Origin of the sequence: Acinetobacter bouvetii DSM 14964 = CIP 107468 (assembly GCF_000368865.1) — a bacterium.
Classification (GTDB): domain Bacteria; phylum Pseudomonadota; class Gammaproteobacteria; order Pseudomonadales; family Moraxellaceae; genus Acinetobacter; species Acinetobacter bouvetii.
The window spans coordinates 232,295-249,673 of record NZ_KB849727.1; the positions used below are offsets into that span (position 1 = coordinate 232,295).

Annotated in this window: 17 protein-coding genes and 1 pseudogene; 11 read left to right on the plus strand and 7 right to left on the minus strand. The window is 44.7% G+C overall.

The genetic code is table 11. The features are described 5' to 3' along the window. Positions 1-11 precede the first annotated feature (11 nt). From F941_RS08090 to F941_RS08105, 4 genes are all read right to left on the minus strand, one after another. On the minus strand, positions 12-956 hold the full coding sequence (locus F941_RS08090) for a VOC family protein (protein ID WP_005009945.1): 945 nt from the start codon (positions 954-956) through the stop codon (positions 12-14). A gap of 157 nt (positions 957-1,113) precedes the next feature. Continuing rightward, entirely contained in the window at positions 1,114-2,607 is a 1,494-nt protein-coding gene (locus F941_RS08095; RefSeq protein WP_005009946.1) for an NAD-dependent succinate-semialdehyde dehydrogenase, read from the minus strand. A 24-nt stretch (positions 2,608-2,631) separates the two neighbouring features. Then, the gene (locus tag F941_RS08100; RefSeq protein ID WP_005009947.1) at positions 2,632-3,651 is read right to left on the minus strand and encodes a dihydrodipicolinate synthase family protein; all 1,020 of its coding nucleotides are present in this window, start codon (positions 3,649-3,651) and stop codon (positions 2,632-2,634) included. A 105-nt stretch (positions 3,652-3,756) separates the two neighbouring features. Then, positions 3,757-4,758 (minus strand): ornithine cyclodeaminase family protein, encoded by a 1,002-nt coding sequence (locus F941_RS08105; RefSeq protein WP_005009954.1) that lies wholly within the window; start codon positions 4,756-4,758, stop codon positions 3,757-3,759. Between the two features lie 231 nt (positions 4,759-4,989). Here F941_RS08105 and F941_RS08110 point away from each other — a divergent pair, with 231 nt between their 5' ends. The 4 genes and pseudogenes from F941_RS08110 to F941_RS16895 all read left to right on the plus strand — a co-directional run bounded on the left by F941_RS08110 (position 4,990) and on the right by F941_RS16895 (position 7,373). After that, the gene (locus tag F941_RS08110) at positions 4,990-5,910 is read left to right on the plus strand and encodes a DUF4747 family protein (RefSeq protein WP_005009956.1); all 921 of its coding nucleotides are present in this window, start codon (positions 4,990-4,992) and stop codon (positions 5,908-5,910) included. 1 nt (position 5,911) lies between these two features. Next, positions 5,912-6,712, plus strand: coding sequence for a hypothetical protein (locus tag F941_RS08115; RefSeq protein WP_005009958.1), 801 nt, complete (start codon positions 5,912-5,914; stop codon positions 6,710-6,712). A gap of 432 nt (positions 6,713-7,144) precedes the next feature. Beyond that, positions 7,145-7,261: pseudogene (locus F941_RS16890) on the plus strand (hypothetical protein); the annotation flags it as partial. A gap of 22 nt (positions 7,262-7,283) precedes the next feature. Then, positions 7,284-7,373 (plus strand): hypothetical protein, encoded by a 90-nt coding sequence (locus F941_RS16895; RefSeq protein ID WP_154649290.1) that lies wholly within the window; start codon positions 7,284-7,286, stop codon positions 7,371-7,373. Positions 7,374-7,459: 86 nt separating this feature from the next. Here the strand turns inward: F941_RS16895 and F941_RS08125 are convergent, their stop codons facing one another. The 3 genes from F941_RS08125 to F941_RS08135 all read right to left on the minus strand — a co-directional run bounded on the left by F941_RS08125 (position 7,460) and on the right by F941_RS08135 (position 10,478). Then, positions 7,460-8,377 (minus strand): LysR family transcriptional regulator, encoded by a 918-nt coding sequence (locus F941_RS08125; protein WP_005009960.1) that lies wholly within the window; start codon positions 8,375-8,377, stop codon positions 7,460-7,462. Positions 8,378-8,445: 68 nt separating this feature from the next. Beyond that, positions 8,446-9,675 carry an NAD(P)/FAD-dependent oxidoreductase gene (locus tag F941_RS08130; protein ID WP_005009961.1) on the minus strand — a complete coding sequence of 410 codons (1,230 nt, stop codon included), beginning with the start codon at positions 9,673-9,675 and terminating at the stop codon, positions 8,446-8,448. Next, positions 9,672-10,478: an alpha/beta fold hydrolase gene (locus F941_RS08135; protein ID WP_005009963.1), complete on the minus strand. Its 807-nt coding sequence runs from the start codon at positions 10,476-10,478 to the stop codon at positions 9,672-9,674. The genes F941_RS08130 and F941_RS08135 overlap by 4 nt, the downstream gene beginning before the upstream one ends. A gap of 198 nt (positions 10,479-10,676) precedes the next feature. Between F941_RS08135 and F941_RS08140 the strand changes: the two genes are divergently transcribed. From F941_RS08140 to F941_RS08170, 7 genes are all read left to right on the plus strand, one after another. After that, positions 10,677-11,654 (plus strand): VOC family protein, encoded by a 978-nt coding sequence (locus F941_RS08140; RefSeq protein ID WP_005009965.1) that lies wholly within the window; start codon positions 10,677-10,679, stop codon positions 11,652-11,654. A 41-nt stretch (positions 11,655-11,695) separates the two neighbouring features. Next, a complete protein-coding gene (locus tag F941_RS08145; protein ID WP_005009967.1) occupies positions 11,696-12,670 on the plus strand; it encodes an alpha/beta fold hydrolase in 975 nt (324 codons plus the stop codon). A gap of 13 nt (positions 12,671-12,683) precedes the next feature. Beyond that, positions 12,684-13,112, plus strand: a complete 429-nt coding sequence (locus F941_RS08150) for a lipocalin-like domain-containing protein (RefSeq protein ID WP_005009969.1) — start codon at positions 12,684-12,686, stop codon at positions 13,110-13,112. 114 nt (positions 13,113-13,226) lie between these two features. Next, positions 13,227-14,057, plus strand: a complete 831-nt coding sequence (locus F941_RS08155) for an alpha/beta fold hydrolase (protein ID WP_005009970.1) — start codon at positions 13,227-13,229, stop codon at positions 14,055-14,057. A gap of 16 nt (positions 14,058-14,073) precedes the next feature. Continuing rightward, complete coding sequence (locus F941_RS08160) at positions 14,074-15,216, plus strand: FAD-dependent monooxygenase (RefSeq protein ID WP_005009973.1); 1,143 nt, start codon at positions 14,074-14,076, stop codon at positions 15,214-15,216. Between the two features lie 97 nt (positions 15,217-15,313). Then, positions 15,314-16,513 carry an MFS transporter gene (locus F941_RS08165; RefSeq protein WP_005009974.1) on the plus strand — a complete coding sequence of 400 codons (1,200 nt, stop codon included), beginning with the start codon at positions 15,314-15,316 and terminating at the stop codon, positions 16,511-16,513. Between the two features lie 378 nt (positions 16,514-16,891). Next, entirely contained in the window at positions 16,892-17,323 is a 432-nt protein-coding gene (locus tag F941_RS08170) for a DUF2147 domain-containing protein (RefSeq protein ID WP_005009977.1), read from the plus strand. Positions 17,324-17,379: the final 56 nt, after the last annotated feature.

Consider the following 17,379-nt stretch of genomic DNA (forward strand, 5'->3'; position numbering starts at 1 on the left):
AGATAAACCGATCAGCCTGCTTTCTTCGCAGGTCCATTAAATGGCGCCCAGTTCTGCTTGCGGAATTCCAGCAGGTAAGCTTGCGCATTGTCTTCATGCAAGGGCAATTCACGCGGCACCCAGTCGGTATCCAGCTGGTCCATATCAGCATCGTATTCAAAACGGCAGCCGAGCGGGCCATCGAAATACCAGAACCAGTTCGACCCCAAACCGTGACGGCCTGGTCCCCAGAAGCTTTCATGCCCTGCTTTTTGGAAACGCTGGCCTGCCAGCATCAATTCGCTTGGACCTGAAAGATGGAATGAAATGTGTTCTACACCTTTAATATGTTCAGGCGCTTGAATTAAAAACAGGGTGTGGTGGTCTGTTGTGCCGCCAGAACGCAGGAATGGCCCGCCGCCTAAACGGTCACTGACACGGAAACCTAAACGTTTCACATAAAACGCTTCAGCTTTGGCTGCATCGGGTACAAATACCGCTGTGTGTGCAATGGTGCGCGGCTGAATTTCAATAGAATGATCTACACCCAGCACGTTCAAAGCACGTACATGCGTTGCGCCTGGGGCATTGATTTTTTCGGCTGGAAGATTCAATTCACGGCGGATGCTGATTTGAAAACCAATGCTAATGCCTGAATCATCAACTGTCTCTAAAGCGCCATTGTCCAGCACCTTTACTTCACGGTCTGTGCTCAGTTCTGCTTGAATGGCGTCTAAAGTGGCTTGGTCTGCAACGCCATAGACCATTTTGCGCAGCTGGCTCATCGACGGCAGTTTCGCTGGCAATGATGCATGGTCAGCTTCAGCTGCCAAAATACCCGTACCATTCAAGGTTTCGAAATAACGTCCAAAGGCTTGGTTCGGCACTTCGGTTAAGCCAAAGTCCTGCATAAATTTCACTGATGCGGCCAAATCATTTGCACCGTAAATCAGCTGATCAATCCCGATAATATTCATTCCATTACTCCTGTATTCCATTCCTAGGAATACGCGTATTACTTTGATCTTTTTATGTTGCCGTTTGATTGCATCATGCATCGGCTATCGGATGCTCAGCATTGTGTCCAAATGGCTGAACATCCAATAGTAGATATAGTGCTAATTGACTATTGACTTAGCCTGTGAGCAATCCGTCCCAGCACATGTATTTCATTTCCAGAAATTCATCGATACCGTAATGTGATCCTTCACGGCCCAAACCGCTTTGTTTCACACCGCCGAATGGCGCAACTTCATTCGAAATTAAACCCGTATTAATACCGATCATGCCTGCTTCTAAAGCCTCAGAAGTACGCCAAACACGCGCGGCATTCTGACTATAAAGGTATGCAGCCAGTCCAAATTCGGTATCGTTGGCTTGCGCAATCACATCTTCATCTGTACTAAAGCGGATGAGCGGCGCAACTGGACCAAAAGTTTCATCATGCGCAATCACCATGTCTTTGGTGACATTGGTCAGAACGGTCGGTTCAAAGAAGAAACCGCCCAATTCGCTGCGTCGTCCACCGCACACCACCGATGCGCCATGCTCTACTGCATTGGCAATATGCGACTGCACTTTTTCCACCGCGCCAGCATCAATCAACGGGCCTTGTACAACACCTTCTTCCAAGCCATTGCCCACTTTCAGCTCTTTCACTTTTGCCGCTAGGCGCTGTGCAAATTCGTCATAAATCGCGTCTTGCACATAAATACGGTTGGCAGAAATACACGCTTGACCCGTGTTACGGAATTTAGAGGCAATCACGCCATCTACCGCCAAGTTCAAGTCTGCATCATCAAACACAATTGATGGCGCGTTACCGCCGAGCTCCATCGAGCATTTTTTAATGGTGGCTGCTGACTGTTCCAGCAAAGTACGGCCCACTTCTGTGGAACCCGTAAACGTAATTTTACGAACCAGCGGATGCGAGGTCAGAATGCCGCCAATAATGCGTGTATCGTTACCTGTTAGCACACTAAATACACCATCTGGCACACCAGCACGGCGTGCAAGCTCAGCCAAGGCCAAAGCCGTCATCGGCGTTTGGCTGGCAGGTTTCACCACCATGGTACAGCCGGCTGCCAGTGCAGGTCCTGCTTTACGGGTAATCATTGCCGCTGGGAAGTTCCAAGGCGTAATGGCTGCACAGACACCAATGGGCTGTTTTAATACCACAATACGCTGCGTGTCTTTCGGTGCTGGTAATACATCACCGCGGATACGTTTAGCTTCTTCTGCAAACCATTGCAGGAATGAAGATGCATAATCCATTTCACCGCGCGCTTCAGATAAAGGCTTGCCTTCTTCCAAAGTAATGATGGTCGCTAAGTCTTCTTTATTTTCCACCACCAGCTGATACCAGCGGTTGATGATTTCATAACGCTGTTTGGCTGTGGTTTTACGCCATTTTTCAAAAGCTGTTTGCGCTGTTGCAATCGCTGTATTGGTCTCTTCTTCCTTACAGCGCGGCAGTTTCACCAGCTCCAACCCTGTTGCAGGATTATTTAAGCTATACGTGCCATGAGCCGTTTCTTGCAGCCACTGACCATTAATAAATGCGCCTGTTTTCCAAAGGCTTGGATCTTTTAATAAATCCGCAGGATTGATCTGTGCAATGCTGTTCATAATTTAAATCCTTTACTCTTCGCCTTATTCAGGGAAACGGCCTTTCAGGAATTCGCTGTCTGGGTCATTGGTGCATGGCAAACCTGATGCAACAAGTCCTTGGCGCAGCACTTTCATTTGACGGTCTGGAATACGGGCAATCGGTGCGCGTAATGGGCCGCCGTTAAAGCCTGCTAACCAGTCCATGTATTTCCAGTGTGCACGGTTGATGTAGTTTGAACCTGGCATATAAGCGCCTGTCGCCACGCCGACTGCACCGCGTGCAGGCTGCGCTTGCCAGTACAATTTCATCGCTTCATCAAAATTGCCTTCTTTGGCTAGATTAAAGGTTTTTACGAAATGATCACCCATCCACTGTGTATAGCTGGTTCCTGAGAATTGCATATCGGTATAACGAAGCAATGGAATCACGTCACTTTCAATTGGGCAGGTCACTACGATCTGATCGTTAAAGCGCTCGTAGCTGTCGATTAAACCAGCAATGTGCGGGAAGCCTTGCTCTGCTTTAAGTGACACGACATTTGGACAATCGTCGATTAAACGCTGAATCAATTCAGGCGACATGCCTTGCGGATGTACACGTTCAAAGCCCCAAAGCGGAATTGCAAATAGCATTACACCCAAATCCGTTGCATCACAAAATGCTTTGGTATAGTCATAAATGTCTTGTTCAGATGTCGGCCAGAAGTTTGACGGATAAGACAGCAAGACAATATCTGCGCCTGCTTTTTCAGCCAGTTTTACCGCACGAATATTTTCTTCTAATGTGCCAAAACCTGCGTGGAAGAATAAGCCGAGTTTGTCCCCTGCCTGATCTTTTGCCCATGCAGTAAATTGCGCATTTTCTTCAGGCGTAATCGCAACTTCTGTACATAGCAATGTGTAGGTGTAGCCTAAATCGATGACTTTTTGGATATCGTGGCGAATGCCTTTCTCATTTAAACGGCTTAAATCTTGGCTATAGCTTGGAATGGTGACCGATGAACAGCCTTTTAAATGTTCCTTTGCCCACGCGCGTGCATCTTCACGTTTATAATCCGCCATGTTGAAACTCCTTATCCTTTTACTTGCTTAATCAATAATTTTTAAATGAATCACGTTTAAATCTGAATGTTTTCAGTTAAATACTGTGCTGTTCAATGCCGTCTTTTAACGGTCGATGGTGACAATGCTGTCTTGCATTTCTTGGTACAGATCTGCAGTTTTAGCATTGCGCAGCAGCATTTCTGCGGTCACGATGTCTTGCAGTGCAGAACCGACGGATTTGTAAATCACAATGTCTTCTGGCTTTTGGCGTACTTGCACTTGACCTGTCATCACGTCTGACAGCGATACAGTTTTTGCTGCTACATCACAGCCAGCTTCAATAGCCACCAGTGAATCACCTGTTTCGTGCAGCACTTCTTCTGGCATATCTGCGACAATTAAATGCGCAGCTTGCATAGTGGCAACATCCAGTTCGCGCTGTTCTGGCAAAGTTGAACTGACTGATACAATGGTCATGCCCGGCTCTAGCCACGCTGCATCAAAAACTGGCCCGCCGTCACGGCTGCGTGATGCGCACACCACCACATTGGCATGTTTGACCGCTTCTTCTGGGCTTGCGACGGCCTGGATGTCCAATCCATACAGTTCGGCAAATTCTTGTGCCAATTTTTCACGGTTGGCTTGTGTTGGGCTGTATACGCGGACTTTGCCAATACGGCCTGTGGCATTTAAGGCATGTAAATGACTGCGGGCCAAAGCGCTTGAACCGAGTACGGCAATGTCCAGTTTGTCTGCTGCGGCCAAAGCGTTGACTGCTACAGCTGAGCTGGCTGCGGTACGAATGTCTGTAATACGGTTGCCGTCAATCAGTGCAGCAAGGCGCATGGTGTCTTGGTCAAACAGTGAAATGAGGTAGCTGGCTTTTTTGTTTTTTGGGCTTGCAGCAATGAGTTTACAGCCCATATATTCTTTCGATGGCGACACTGCACATAAGCTGCGCAGCCAAAAGCCTTCCCCGCGCGCCATAGTACGCGGCGGTACCATAGCAGCTGATATTGGCTGTTTGTAGGCTTCGCTGAGTGCTTCTATCGCGCTTGGCCAAGTAGCTAATTCTGCGACATTATCATCATTGATAAATAAGGTTGGATGGTGTGCGTGGTTCACTGCTGAACTCCGTTTCAGTCATTTTTTACTAATGTACTGAACCGAGGTATGCGGAGCTAGCATGCAAGGTGTAAAGCAGATATCTATAAAATCAATATCTCAATAAAGCAGCAATAATCATTTATATAACTTAATTATTGACAACGAAACAAAATTTATAACCGCCATACATCATTAAAAAACAATATGTTATTATTAAAAAATTACTTTTAAAAATTTGGGGGAAAATTTATGGGTGTTATTAGTGATTCAAAAGTAAAAACTTATACTTTCGTAGCGTTCAATCTTCGTTTACACCCTCATGAAAACAAAGATATTTATCGTAATTTTTTTAATTTTTTACAAAAATCACAGTTATTTTCTCATACGGGATATAAATATAATGTTATTGGTGTAGATAAACAAAAATTTGAATCATATGATGAGTCACATGAAATTTTTTTAGGACGTTTCATTCGTTATACAAATATTTATGATGCTAAATGGTATAACACTGAGAAAGATGAAGTAGAGCTCAAAGAAGATCTAAAGGATCTAATCCAAGTTCCAAATCATCTAAAATTAGATGGCACGATTTTTGACTTTATTTTTCTTCTAGAACCGCATATCTTGATTGTTCAAATCGATAATGATGAAACAGCCACGACAGCTAACACCATAAATAAATATTTCAATAAAATATTTAAAAATGAAGAATTTATAAAAAAATTCAAAGAAGGAGAGATAACTCCAATTTGTCAATCTAAAGATGTTCAAATCCTTTTAGATAATCCACGCTTAAAATTTATTGAATTTATTATTAGACGACCAAATGCTGATTTATTCGCTGATTTAATTGAAGCTGAAGTATTAGCAGATATGGAAGAAAGTAATTCAGAAGAATATAGATTTCAAATGGAGGCCCAAAATGGTAAATTTCTAAAACTCAGTGAGAGGTCTAAAGAAATTGGAGAAATATCTGCAGACAATGGGGAAATAAATGCTTTAGAAGTACCAAATGATTCTAGTAGATATAAAAAAATTAGTACTAGGGGTATTCCTCTTCAAGAGCCAATTACATTACCAACAGCATTAACTACTAAAGAAAAGTGGAAAAATATTTTATTAAGACTTAAACCTAAAATTAAAAAACTTTCACAGATAACCCCCTAACATGGCTAAAACTTTAAAAAAATATTGGAGCAGTTATGGTGGTTTTAAAGCCTTATTAAAATCACCATTTTTATGGTTATCTTTACTGATGACCATAGTTTCGCACGAGTTTTTTTTAGATAAAAAATGGTTAGATATCCCTATCAGCATGCTACCTAGCTTATTAGGTTTTAATCTCGCAAGTTATTCCGTATGGCTAGCATTTGGAAATCATAAATTAAATAAAATTTTATCAAAGTTAAAAGATGGGCAAATACATTCTAAATATATGGAGGTAAACTCATCATTCATTCATTTCATCTTAGCGCAAATTATTTGCTTAATTTTAGTAGTTTTATTAAAAACCAACTCTCTAAATGAAAGTCTTTATTTAGTCGATTGGGCTTGTTTCAACATATATATAATTATTCTTGAATATGCACAAACATTCATAAATGGATTTATATTTTTCTTATTCTGTTATTGTCTTTTTAGCATGCTAGCTGCTGTTTTAGGGTTTATTGGAATTGCATCAGGGTTGGACATAATATATCGTAATGAAGCAATTGAAGAGGCTAAAGTAAAAAAATTAGCACAGAAAAACATGATTGCGGAGCAAAATGAAAAAGATCTATTAAATCAAAAAATTAAGAATGAAATAGATTTATTAAAAATTAGGCAAACCAAGGAAGAATTAGAGTTATTAATGATCAAAAAAGCTAAGGAAGACTTAGATTTTTTAATTGTTGATAAAACTACTGATAAGAGACAAGTCCAAAAAAAAATGAAAGCAATTTTAAATTTTTTCCATTTTAAATCATAACTTTCTATCTTCCAGCTCTATTCCTCCCCTCATCACCGATTTACAATCATCCCTTTCAAAATCTGCGGTGTCTGCTTCTCAAATTATTGCTGCAGCACCCTTGCGGCCCATGTATTTGGTATGCGTAGCACCACACTACGGTGTAATTCTGGCTCTACAATCAAACTGGCAGACAAACGCTGCTGATTTTTTCAAACCAAACAAACCCGAAGAAATCGCATATCAGCTGTCACAAGTTCATGCTGTAAACAGCTTAACGCTGGTTTGAATTAAATAAACAAAAAAATTATAATGCGCGCTTATTGCCTAAAAATGATAGGTCAGTTGGTTATTCTGGCCCTCATCTATATGAGAATTAGTCTGTTTAGAACCCTTGGCGTTAACCATCATTCAGCACACGCTGAATCAATGTTACATAAAGGTTTTTACGCAATGAACCAGAAAAAATTCATTATCATCACCCAAGTTTTCATTTCAGGAATGATGGCGTTTGTTATGACGCTCTTCTTCTCGATCCTAAACTTAGGTTTGAACTCTTTAATGATTCAAGAATGGTTAAACAAGCTTTGCAATCGCTTGGCCTGTTGCGTTTTTATTCTCCCTTGTGATATCTCCACTCGCTTTCGCAATTAGTGGAAAAATGTTCAATTTTAAACTTTAAGCTTCGAAGTCTAAAATGAACGGCATATAAAAAATGGGAGCAGTTAGCTCCCATTTTTTATACCCTTTTGATTCATGTGCGGTGCATCACCGATTTACAATCATTCCTTTCAAAATCTGCGGCGCCTGCTTCTCAAACCACTGTTGCACCACCCGTGCGGCACGTGTATTCGGTCTGCGTATGGTATGCGCCAGCACTACACTGCGGTGTAACTCAGGCTCTACAATCAAACTTGCAGACAAACGTTGCTGATTTTCTAAGCCAAACAAACCTGAAGAAATCGCATAACCGCCGCCAGCAGCCACCAGCTCATGCTGCAATCGGTTCGAGTCCGCTTCTACAATGCAGCCGAACTTGCATTCCATCTGCCGTGCGAGTAAGTCTAAACGTGCACGTAAAGGATGCGGACGGCTCGGTACAATGAGTGGTAAATCCTGTAAATCCCGTAATTTAATAGTCGGCTGCTGTACCAAAGGATCATTGCTTTGACCCACCAGCATCAGGCCAAATTCCGCAATCACCGCTTCTTCCTGCTTCACCATTTCCCCCTCACGAAGCAGTAAAGCCATATCTATACGGCCTTCCTCAATCATCTCTTCCAAATGCACATTCGAGCCTTCGCTTAAATGCAAATCAATCCGTGGATGGTGTTCTTTTACATAGCGGTATAAAGCGCCCGAAAGCTGACGCACCAAAGCAGGCAATAAACCCACACGCACTTCACCAATCGGCTCACCGCCATAGGTACGGATGTCATCTTCAATCGCACCGCATTCAATGGCTAGGTTAATAATGCGCGGCAGCAGCTCATAGCCCAGCTCGGTCAGCACCACACCGCGCCCTGTACGGTTAAATAGGCGTGTACCGCACTGCTCTTCTAGCTGTGCGATATGACGGCTGATCATGGATTGCGGCACGTTAAAGGCATGCGCAGCCTTAGACAAGCTGCCGAGTTCCGCAACCTTAATAAACACCAGCCACTTCGAATCCAAAATTGATTGCATTGTAATATCCTTATATGACTAAACCAGCCGAGGGCTGGCTGGTTCAGTAATGCGTAGAATCAATTCCGTTAAACAGCGAGTAAGCTCTTTAAATTGGTATTGATATCAGCCGCTTGAATTTTGGAAGGTGTAATCCCTGCTTCCAGCAATTTCCGTGCAATCATATGATCTACAGGTTGGTTCACCGAATCAATAGCCACAAGTTTATCTTTCGCATAATGGAACACAGAAAAACGCCCGCTTTTCATGTCACCGCGAATCACATAATCGCTGGTATCAAAGGACAAACCGGTCATTTGCAGGCGGATATCGCCCTGATCAGTCCAAAACCATGGCACAGTTTTATATTCGGCTTTTTGCGACAAAATCATTTTAGCTACGGTCAAGGCTTGGTCATTGGCATTTTGTACCGACTCAAGTCGGATGCGGCGCTCGCCTGCAAAGGCATTTTGATGATTGGCGCAGTCACCTATGGCATAAATATCATCAAAGTTGGTTTGCATCGAAGTGTTCACCACAATGCCATTTTCACATTGAATGCCTGCTTGTTCCGCCAGTTCCGTATTTGGAATCGCACCAACGCCAACTAGCACTAGCTCGGCTGGAATCACGCCATGCGCGCATTTCACACCTGAAACTTTGCCATTTTCCCCAACAAATTCATTAATGAATACGCCAGTTTCTATTTTAATGCCGTTTTCACGGTGAATATTGGCAATATAATCCGACACCAATGGCGCCACCGAACGGCCTAAAACGCGCGGTGTATGCTCTAAAACGGTGACATCTTTACCCAAAGTGCGTGCCGTTGACGCCAATTCGAGGCCAATAAACCCGCCACCGATGATGACTACATTTTTCACTTTTGACAGTGAGTCACGCAATTTTCGTGCATCCTGCAGTGTACGCAGGCTCATCACGCCGTCCAGCTCTAAACCCGGTAAAGGCAGTTGGCGCGGGCGTGTTCCTGTGGCTAAAACCAAATAATCATAATGCAGCATGTCGCCATGATAGAGCTTGACCAGTTTTTCCTCTGGGTCAATCTCGCTGACGGCAGTATTCAGTCTTAAATCAATTTGATATTTTTCATAAAAATTCTCAGGCTGTAAGCACAGCTTGGACAGTTCCATTTCCGCTTCATCTTTAATAAAGCTTTTTGACAATGGCGGACGGTGGTATGGCAGTTCTGACTCATTGCTGATTAAAACAATTTCACCATTAAATTGTTCATGGCGCAGCGCTTTGGCGCAGCTGCAGCCGGCGTGTCCTCCGCCTATAATTACGACTCGTTTCATCATGCGCTTTTCACTCCTTGAATCGCATCAGCTTTAAAAAATTGTTTGAGGTGCTGAGATACTTGTTCTGGGGCTTCAAAATTACAAATATGCCCGCTGTTTTGAATCATTTTCATTTCTGCATTTGGCAATTGTTCTGCCATTTTCTGCATATCTTCGACTGGGCCGCCGCCATGATCATGCTCTGCCGCCAGTAGTAAAACTGGCGTTTGAATGTTGCCCAGTTGCTGTGAAAAATCCATTTCAATAAAAGCATTTACATAAGCGCAGTAACCTTCGACCGACGTGCGTTTGATCATGGCACGCAACTGCGCATCAACATCCGGATGTGCTGCTCTGAATTCTTCGCTTAACCAGCGGTCTACCGTGACATCACCGAGTTTTTCCAAACCGTTGGCGCGCGCTTTCGCACAGCGGTCACGCCAAAACTCATGGCGGTCATCCGGCTGGCGCGGACGGCAGCAGCAGGCCACAATTTGGCTCACGCGCTCTGGATATTTCAGCCCAATAGATAAAGACACCGAACCGCCAAAACCAAGACCTACCACACCGCTTTGCTGAATTCCCAGATGATCCCATAGTGCAATCACGCCATCGACCACATCTTGAAAGCTGCAATTTTCCGGCGGTTCTGGGCTGAGGTTATGTCCCCACGGATCAAAAGTAAGCACCTGAAAATGCGCTGCTAAAATTTCTGTGTGCGCTGCCCAAAAGCTTAAGTCATTGCCAATACCCGGTATAAAGGTAATCCAGTCTGCGCCAGATTTACCCTGTGTTTGATAATGAAATAGCGGAAGTGACCTCATGTCGAATTGCTCCAAATCTTTATATTTTGGCTACCTTACGCAATTTCCCGACATCCCTGCTAGGTTTTAAAATCTAAAGCAGTTATCTAAATAATGCATAACTGCTTTATGAGTTAAATGCTTTTTTAACATGCCGTTGCTCTCTAAAGTGATTCTCATGGATGAATAACTTGATGGTTTTCGAATAGGGAGTAGATGATGTCTACAGAAAAAGATTTTCATATTAAAGGTTTAGACTGCTTACGTTTTGGCGTAGAAAATCTGCAGGACGCGCTGCGTTTTGCCGATGACTGGGGCCTAAAGCAGGTTCAGGCCCTTCAGGACAACAGCTATCTGTTTGAAACCACCGACGGTTCACAAGTTGAAATTTTCCAAGCAGATGCTTCAAACCCGTTGCGCACTCCTATTGGCAGCCCAAGCGGCATGTGTGAAATGGTGTGGGGCGTGGCTGATCAAGCAGGTTTGGATGCCCTTGCCGCAGAACTGCGTACAGACCGTGAAGTAACAATCGATGCCGACGGCACGGTGCACAGCCAAGATGACTTGGGTATCCGCCTTGCTTTCCGTTTGGCTAAACGCAGCTATATTCCATTTAACGAAACACAGTTTAATTCGCCAAGTCAGCCTAAACGAGTCAACAGCCGTGCGCCGCGTTATGAAAAAGCGCAGCCCTATGAAATCAGCCACTTGGCGATTGGCGTAGACAATGCTGGCGATGCGGTGAAGTTCTATTTAAACCGCTTAGGCTTCCGTGTCTCAGACCGCTATGCAGACCGCGGTGTATTTATCCGCTGCTCCGCAGAAGGCAACCATCACCACCTGTTCTTTATGAATGGCAAACAGCCAGGTACACGCTTCAACCATTTGGCCTTTAAAGTCCGCGATATTCATGAAGTGATTTTTGGCGGTCAGCATATCGATTCACAAGGCTGGACAACTTTTGCAGGCCCAGGCCGTCACCGTGTTTCATCTGCTTGCTTCTGGTACTTCCTCACGCCATTTGGCGGTGCTTGGGAATATGCAGCCGATGAAGACATCGTCACTGAAGATTGGGAATCGACCGACTTTGCTGCAGAAGCGCACATCTTCACTGAATGGACTTTTGGTCTAGAAAAATCGGATGGCACCCTGAAAGGCCCGATCTCACAGAGCAAAGCTGAAACGCTGAACGACTAAGCACTTGATCATGATGATTTGATTGAGAGAAGGATTTTAAGATGAATGCCAGCGTTCAAAGCACAGCACAAAGCAATGTACAAAGCGATTTACAAAACGCTGCTGAAAACAGCGTTCTGCCCGTAGAACACTATTGGGTACAGCTGATCCACAGCGATATCCGCATCATTCAGGGCAAGTACCGCACCCGTATTTTAGAAGCAGGAAATCCAGCTGCGCCCGCACTGTTCCTGCTGCATGGCACAGGCGGACATTTGGAAAATTACGCCCGTAACATTCCTGCATTGGCAGAGCACTTTCATGTCATTGCCATGGATTTTTTATGGCATGGCCGTTCACAAACTGAAGGCTTTGAGCATGCCGTCATTCCCCTGCTGATTGACCAAATTTTAGATGTGATGAATGTACTGAATATCCCTTCTGCACATTTTGAAGGTCAATCCATGGGCGGCTGGGTGGCAATGCAATTGGCGATTCAGCACCCTGAAAAAGTCGACCGTTTGGTACTGACCACCACTATGGGCTACAAGCCAAATGAAGGCGCCATTGCAGGTTATGTCGAACCGATTTGGGCGAGTAATTTAGCCAGTTCAATTGAAGTTTTGGAACAGCCGACGTTTGACAATGTCCGCACCCGCATGGCGCGTATTTTAGCCAAACCTGAACGCTTGACTGATGAAGCTATTCAAGTGCGCCAAGCACTATATCAGCAGCCACAACTTGCCAAAGTGCAAAAGCAGTTTATTACCGAATATCTATCGGGCAGCACCATTCAGCAGCATGCCATAACGGATGCTTTAGCTGCACAAATTTCACAGCCGACTTTGGTGTATTGGGGTGATGCTAACCGCACACCGCCAGCTTTGGGTCAGCACATCGCAACGCAAGTGCAGCAAGGTCAGTTCTTCTGCGCGAAGGACACCGGTCACTGGGCGCAATTTGAAAGCCCTGAAGTGCATAACACCATGGTCACGCAATTTCTGCTCGGACAAGACCTGCAAACAAATGATGAATAAATAGGAAATACACATGACACAGCCAAATTTAACCGGCCGCTGGGAACTGGTGACTTTCGAACAAAATTATGACGATGGCCGCGTGGTTTTCCCCATGGGTGAAGGCCCGCAAGGCGTGATCCAATATACCGAAGACGGCTATATGAGCTGCCAAATCACCAAAGCCAACCGCGGCAACTTCATCACAGGCGGTCAATGGAACGCCTCTGATGCAGAAAAGGCTGGCGCCTATAACAGCATGCTGTCTTATGCAGGCCGTTACAGCTTAGAAGATGGCGTGGTCACTCATTTGGTGGATTTGAGTCTATTTCCAAACTGGGTGGGCGGTCAGCAAAAACGCCAGTTCAAATTTGACGAACACGGCCAGCTCAGCCTGACCGCGCGTCTTGAAGAAAATACATCAGAAGCCCGTACGGCACTGCTGATGTGGAAACGCGCTTAAATTTTCAAAGGTGCTTCTTTCACTTTTTAATACCCTCTTTTTTATTTCTCCCAAAAGGAGAAAAACATAAAGCAAATGAAAGAAGCCAATTTTACAAATTTTCAAGGAATGAATATGAACACAATGACAAACCCTGAAATTGGCCACAGCATTCAATGCGGCGACATCCTCACTAACTACCATGATGTCGGCCAAGGCGAGCCCGTTTTACTGTTGCACGGTTCTGGCCCAGGCGTCAGCGCATGGGCCAACTGGCGTCTGACTATTCAAGCGCTGCAAAACTATTTCCGTTTAATTGCACCTGATTTTGCAGGTTTTGGCTACAGCAAATTTCCAGAAGAGATGACTTTTAACCGTGAAAATTGGCTCAAGCAAATCGTGTCATTTATGGATGCCCTAGGCTTAGACAAAGTCAATGTCATTGGCAACTCATTTGGCGGTTCAATGGCTTTGGCACTGGCGATTTATCACCCTGAACGCGTGAATAAACTGATTCTCATGGGCAGTGTCGGCGTACCGTTTGAACTGACGGCTGGACTGGATGCAGTTTGGGGCTACACGCCTTCATTTCAAAATATGCAGGCAATCATGAAAATTTTTGCTTACAACCAAAATTTGGTTGGCGATGATTTAGTGCAAATGCGTTATATCGCCAGTACAAAGGAAGATACTCGTGCAGCCTATGAGCGCATGTTCCCTGCACCGCGTCAGCAATGGGTGGAAGCGATGTCACATGCAGAAAGTGATATCCGCAAAATTCAGCAACCGACTTTGATGGTACATGGCCGCGATGACAAAGTCATTCCGCTCTCTACCTCAATGACCATGTTGAACTGGATTGAAAACAGTCAATTGCACATTTTCAGCCAGTGCGGCCATTGGACGCAAATTGAGCATGCAAAAAGCTTTACTCAGCTCGTGGCTAATTTTTTGAAATCCGAATGAATCAAGGAAGACTCAGATGACTCAACAATCCGCATCTGCCGGTAAAAAAGTACTGATTATCGGCGCAGGCACAGCTGGCATGGCTGCTGCCATTACCCTTTCACGCATTGGCTTGAAAGTGGATTTAATCGACATCAACCCCAATTGGGGCGCATTAGGCGCAGGTCTGACCATTACTGGCCCAACTTTACGCGCGCTGAAACAGCTTGGTGTTTATGATGAAGTGACCAATCAAGCCTATGTGGGCGAAGGCATTCAAGTCTGTGACCCGCAAGGCAACCCGCTGCGCATTTTACCGACACCCATGCTGGAAGATGCTGACACGGCAGGCAGCGGCGGCATCATGCGCCCGACCATGCATTCAATTATGCATAAATATGTCAAAGATGCGGGCATTGAAATGCGCCTAGGCATTACTGCTGACGCTTTTGATCAAGGCGAGCATGCCGTAACGGTTGCTTTCAGCGACGGCACTTCGGGCCGCTATGACTTTGTTTTAGGCTCAGATGGCGTATTGTCTAAAACCCGTCAAATGCTGTTCCCAGATGCGCCAAAAGCGGAATATACAGGTCAAAGCTGCTGGCGTTTGTTTTTAAAGCGCCCTGCATCGGTGGAGCGCCGCACCTATTTCTTGGGCGGCCCAGTTAAAGTCGGCTTTACCCCTGTATCAAAAGATCATATGTATATGTTCTTACTTGAACGCTGTGAACAGCGCTGGCAAGAACCTGAAGACAACTACAAAAACTTAAAGCAATTGCTTGAAGGCTATGACGGTATTTTGGCAGACATCCGCGAATCGCTGACTGAAGCAGATAACCCGAATATCAATTTCCGCCCGCTCGAATGCTTTGACTTACCGGGACCTTGGTATAAAGGCCGCATCTTGCTGATTGGTGATTCGGCCCATCCAACCACGCCACAACTGGCGTCTGGCGCAGGCATGGGGATTGAAGATGCGCTGGTTTTGGCTGAAATCTTTGCAGAAGAAGCCAATGTTGAAAAAGCCTTTGCGCAGTTCATGCAGCGGCGTGAACAGCGCTGCCGCCTAGTCACGCAAAGCTCTATGGAGATAGGCCGTTTAGAACAGCAGCGCGCGCCTGTCGAAGCGCAAACAGCTGTCGTCAGCAAAGCCTTAGAACTGTTAAAAGAAGCGATTTAATCCGAAGCCCCTGCATCATTTGCGGGGGCTTATTTTTTGAATACAAAAAAAAGCTCAGTGACGAGCCTGAAATGGAAAATACCCACGGAGATAGGACATGGTAAAAATCGAAAGCAAACGCGGCATGTTCGCGCTGATGCTGGCACATTGCGCAGGGATGGTTGATTTGGTTGCACTGCCAGTATGGGTCGGTACACTCATTGCTCACTATCACTTTGACCCACAGCAAGCTGGGGGCTTAGCCACTTTATTTTTAATCGGTGCGGCAGGCGCCAGTATTTTCTTTGCGCCGCGCTTTCATAAAATTCAAGTTAAAGTTTCAGCAATTCTAGGCTTTGCCATTGCAGCATTGGCCTTTGTCTTATCTGCAATGAATACCTCCTTCCCGATACTTGCAGGGCTTCATTTGGTTGGCGGTATGGCAGCAGGCACAGCATTGAGTGTGACCCACGGCACTATGGGACATGCGGTTAACCCCCACCGCGTTTTTGGTATTGCAGGCTTAGCCATCGGTATTTTTGGGGTGGTATTTCTGGGCGGCACACCGGGCGTTATTCAGCAGTTTGGCGGCCAAAGTATGTTCTATGTTTTGGCTGCAGTCATGCTTATTGCCTCTGCTGCATGTTTATTCTTTTTCCCAAAACCGACACGTGCTGTCGATTTTGACAATTATGAGCAGATTAAAAACCTGCCGCCGCTTGGCAAGCCCGTTTGGTTCTGCATGATTGGCGTGGCTTTGCTTGCCATGACTCAAGCCATGACTTTAAGCTTTTATGAGCGGATTGGATTAGAGCGAGGTTTCAGCCGAGATATGGTCACCATGGCCTTGGTCATTTACGGTATTGTCACGATTTTCCCAGCGCCATTGGCGGCATTGCTGGAAAAGCGCGTCAGCATCACGGCCATTATAGCTTTCGGTCCAATATTTCAGGCTATTTTTTCTCTATTGACTACGCACACTCATCAATACGCTGTCTTTGCTCTCGCGGGTCCCTTTATGGCCTTTACCATACTCTTTGTGCATACCTTTGCCTTTGGCTTACTGGCGCGTTTAGATCCAACCGGCCGCGCGGTTGCCGGCACACCAGCCATGCTGATGGTCGGCGCTGCCGTCGCTCCATTTATCAGCGGAACCATTGTTAAATTTATCAGCTTTGAGGCCATTGGCTATGCCTGCTGTATTGTTGTTGCCGTTCAAGTCTATTTATTCAGCAAAACCCGGAAAGCGGTATTGGCTGGTGAAACAAATATTCCTGCGGCAGTCAAAAATGGCAATGAAACTCAGCCAGCCAATTAACATGGTTTGATCTGTCGACTGCATTTTCTCTTCTGAACAATGCGTAAATCATTTAAGTTTTGACCAGTCTGCCCCTAAATAGCAGGCTGGTTTTTTTATGCTTTTAGGGCTGAATAGATTGCCTAAGCGCAACCCTCAAACAGTAGAAGCCAAGTCTTTCAAATACACACCAAGAAAGTATTTGAAATCCATCCGCTTTAGATATAACTGATATCTTAAATTCCTGCTTATATTTGACAAACCAGCCCTTGTTTCATGATTTTACGAGCTCTATAGTCTATCTTTTAATCAAATCAAGTCTTTATTTTTTAACCTTTTTATAATTTTAAATGCTTGTGATTAAGAAGCTTTTGAATAATTTAACTGTTGAGACAACAAATGATGCTTAAAAGGATTTTTGGCCTGCTATTTACATTCGCCATGACACAAACTCTCATTGCCGGCGATGTGACGAATTTATCTGGAGAATGGAAAGTGATTGATGATAAAAGTGGTTTTACATTAGTCAAAGTAAAAGTCACAGAACCCCAACCTCATCTTTATCAAGGTCATATTATTGAAGCATTTAACCCGCCTAATCAGCCTGTGCGGGATTTAAGCCATTTAAAAGGCTTTCATCTGCTTCAAGGGCTTAAACAAGACCTAAAAGATCCTTACAAGCTTACTATTGGAGAAGTCGTTGACCCCGCAATTAATCAACGCTATCAAGTCAATGGTAAACTGACTAAAAGAGGTCATATGATGGTTTTACGCAGCCCTTCAGATTCCAATAAAGCCAGCCGTAAACTGTCATGGGTACGCATTCGATAAATCAATTAAAATAAAAAAGCCTGCATTTGCAGGCTTTTTTATTTATCTATTTTTTT

Bases quoted from the DNA above. Each gene is read 5' to 3' on its own strand.
- F941_RS08135 (WP_005009963.1), bottom strand. From the start codon at position 10,478: ATGAGGTCACTTCCGCTATTTCATTATCAAACACAGGGTAAATCTGGC.
- F941_RS08125 (WP_005009960.1), bottom strand. From the start codon at position 8,377: ATGCAATCAATTTTGGATTCGAAGTGGCTGGTGTTTATTAAGGTTGCG.
- F941_RS08100 (WP_005009947.1), bottom strand. From the start codon at position 3,651: ATGGCGGATTATAAACGTGAAGATGCACGCGCGTGGGCAAAGGAACAT.
- F941_RS08150 (WP_005009969.1), top strand. From the start codon at position 12,684: ATGACACAGCCAAATTTAACCGGCCGCTGGGAACTGGTGACTTTCGAA.
- F941_RS08090 (WP_005009945.1), bottom strand. From the start codon at position 956: ATGAATATTATCGGGATTGATCAGCTGATTTACGGTGCAAATGATTTG.
- F941_RS08130 (WP_005009961.1), bottom strand. From the start codon at position 9,675: ATGATGAAACGAGTCGTAATTATAGGCGGAGGACACGCCGGCTGCAGC.
- F941_RS08115 (WP_005009958.1), top strand. From the start codon at position 5,912: ATGGCTAAAACTTTAAAAAAATATTGGAGCAGTTATGGTGGTTTTAAA.
- F941_RS08160 (WP_005009973.1), top strand. From the start codon at position 14,074: ATGACTCAACAATCCGCATCTGCCGGTAAAAAAGTACTGATTATCGGC.
- F941_RS08110 (WP_005009956.1), top strand. From the start codon at position 4,990: ATGGGTGTTATTAGTGATTCAAAAGTAAAAACTTATACTTTCGTAGCG.
- F941_RS08165 (WP_005009974.1), top strand. From the start codon at position 15,314: ATGGTAAAAATCGAAAGCAAACGCGGCATGTTCGCGCTGATGCTGGCA.
- F941_RS08095 (WP_005009946.1), bottom strand. From the start codon at position 2,607: ATGAACAGCATTGCACAGATCAATCCTGCGGATTTATTAAAAGATCCA.
- F941_RS08145 (WP_005009967.1), top strand. From the start codon at position 11,696: ATGAATGCCAGCGTTCAAAGCACAGCACAAAGCAATGTACAAAGCGAT.
- F941_RS08140 (WP_005009965.1), top strand. From the start codon at position 10,677: ATGTCTACAGAAAAAGATTTTCATATTAAAGGTTTAGACTGCTTACGT.
- F941_RS08155 (WP_005009970.1), top strand. From the start codon at position 13,227: ATGAACACAATGACAAACCCTGAAATTGGCCACAGCATTCAATGCGGC.
- F941_RS08170 (WP_005009977.1), top strand. From the start codon at position 16,892: ATGATGCTTAAAAGGATTTTTGGCCTGCTATTTACATTCGCCATGACA.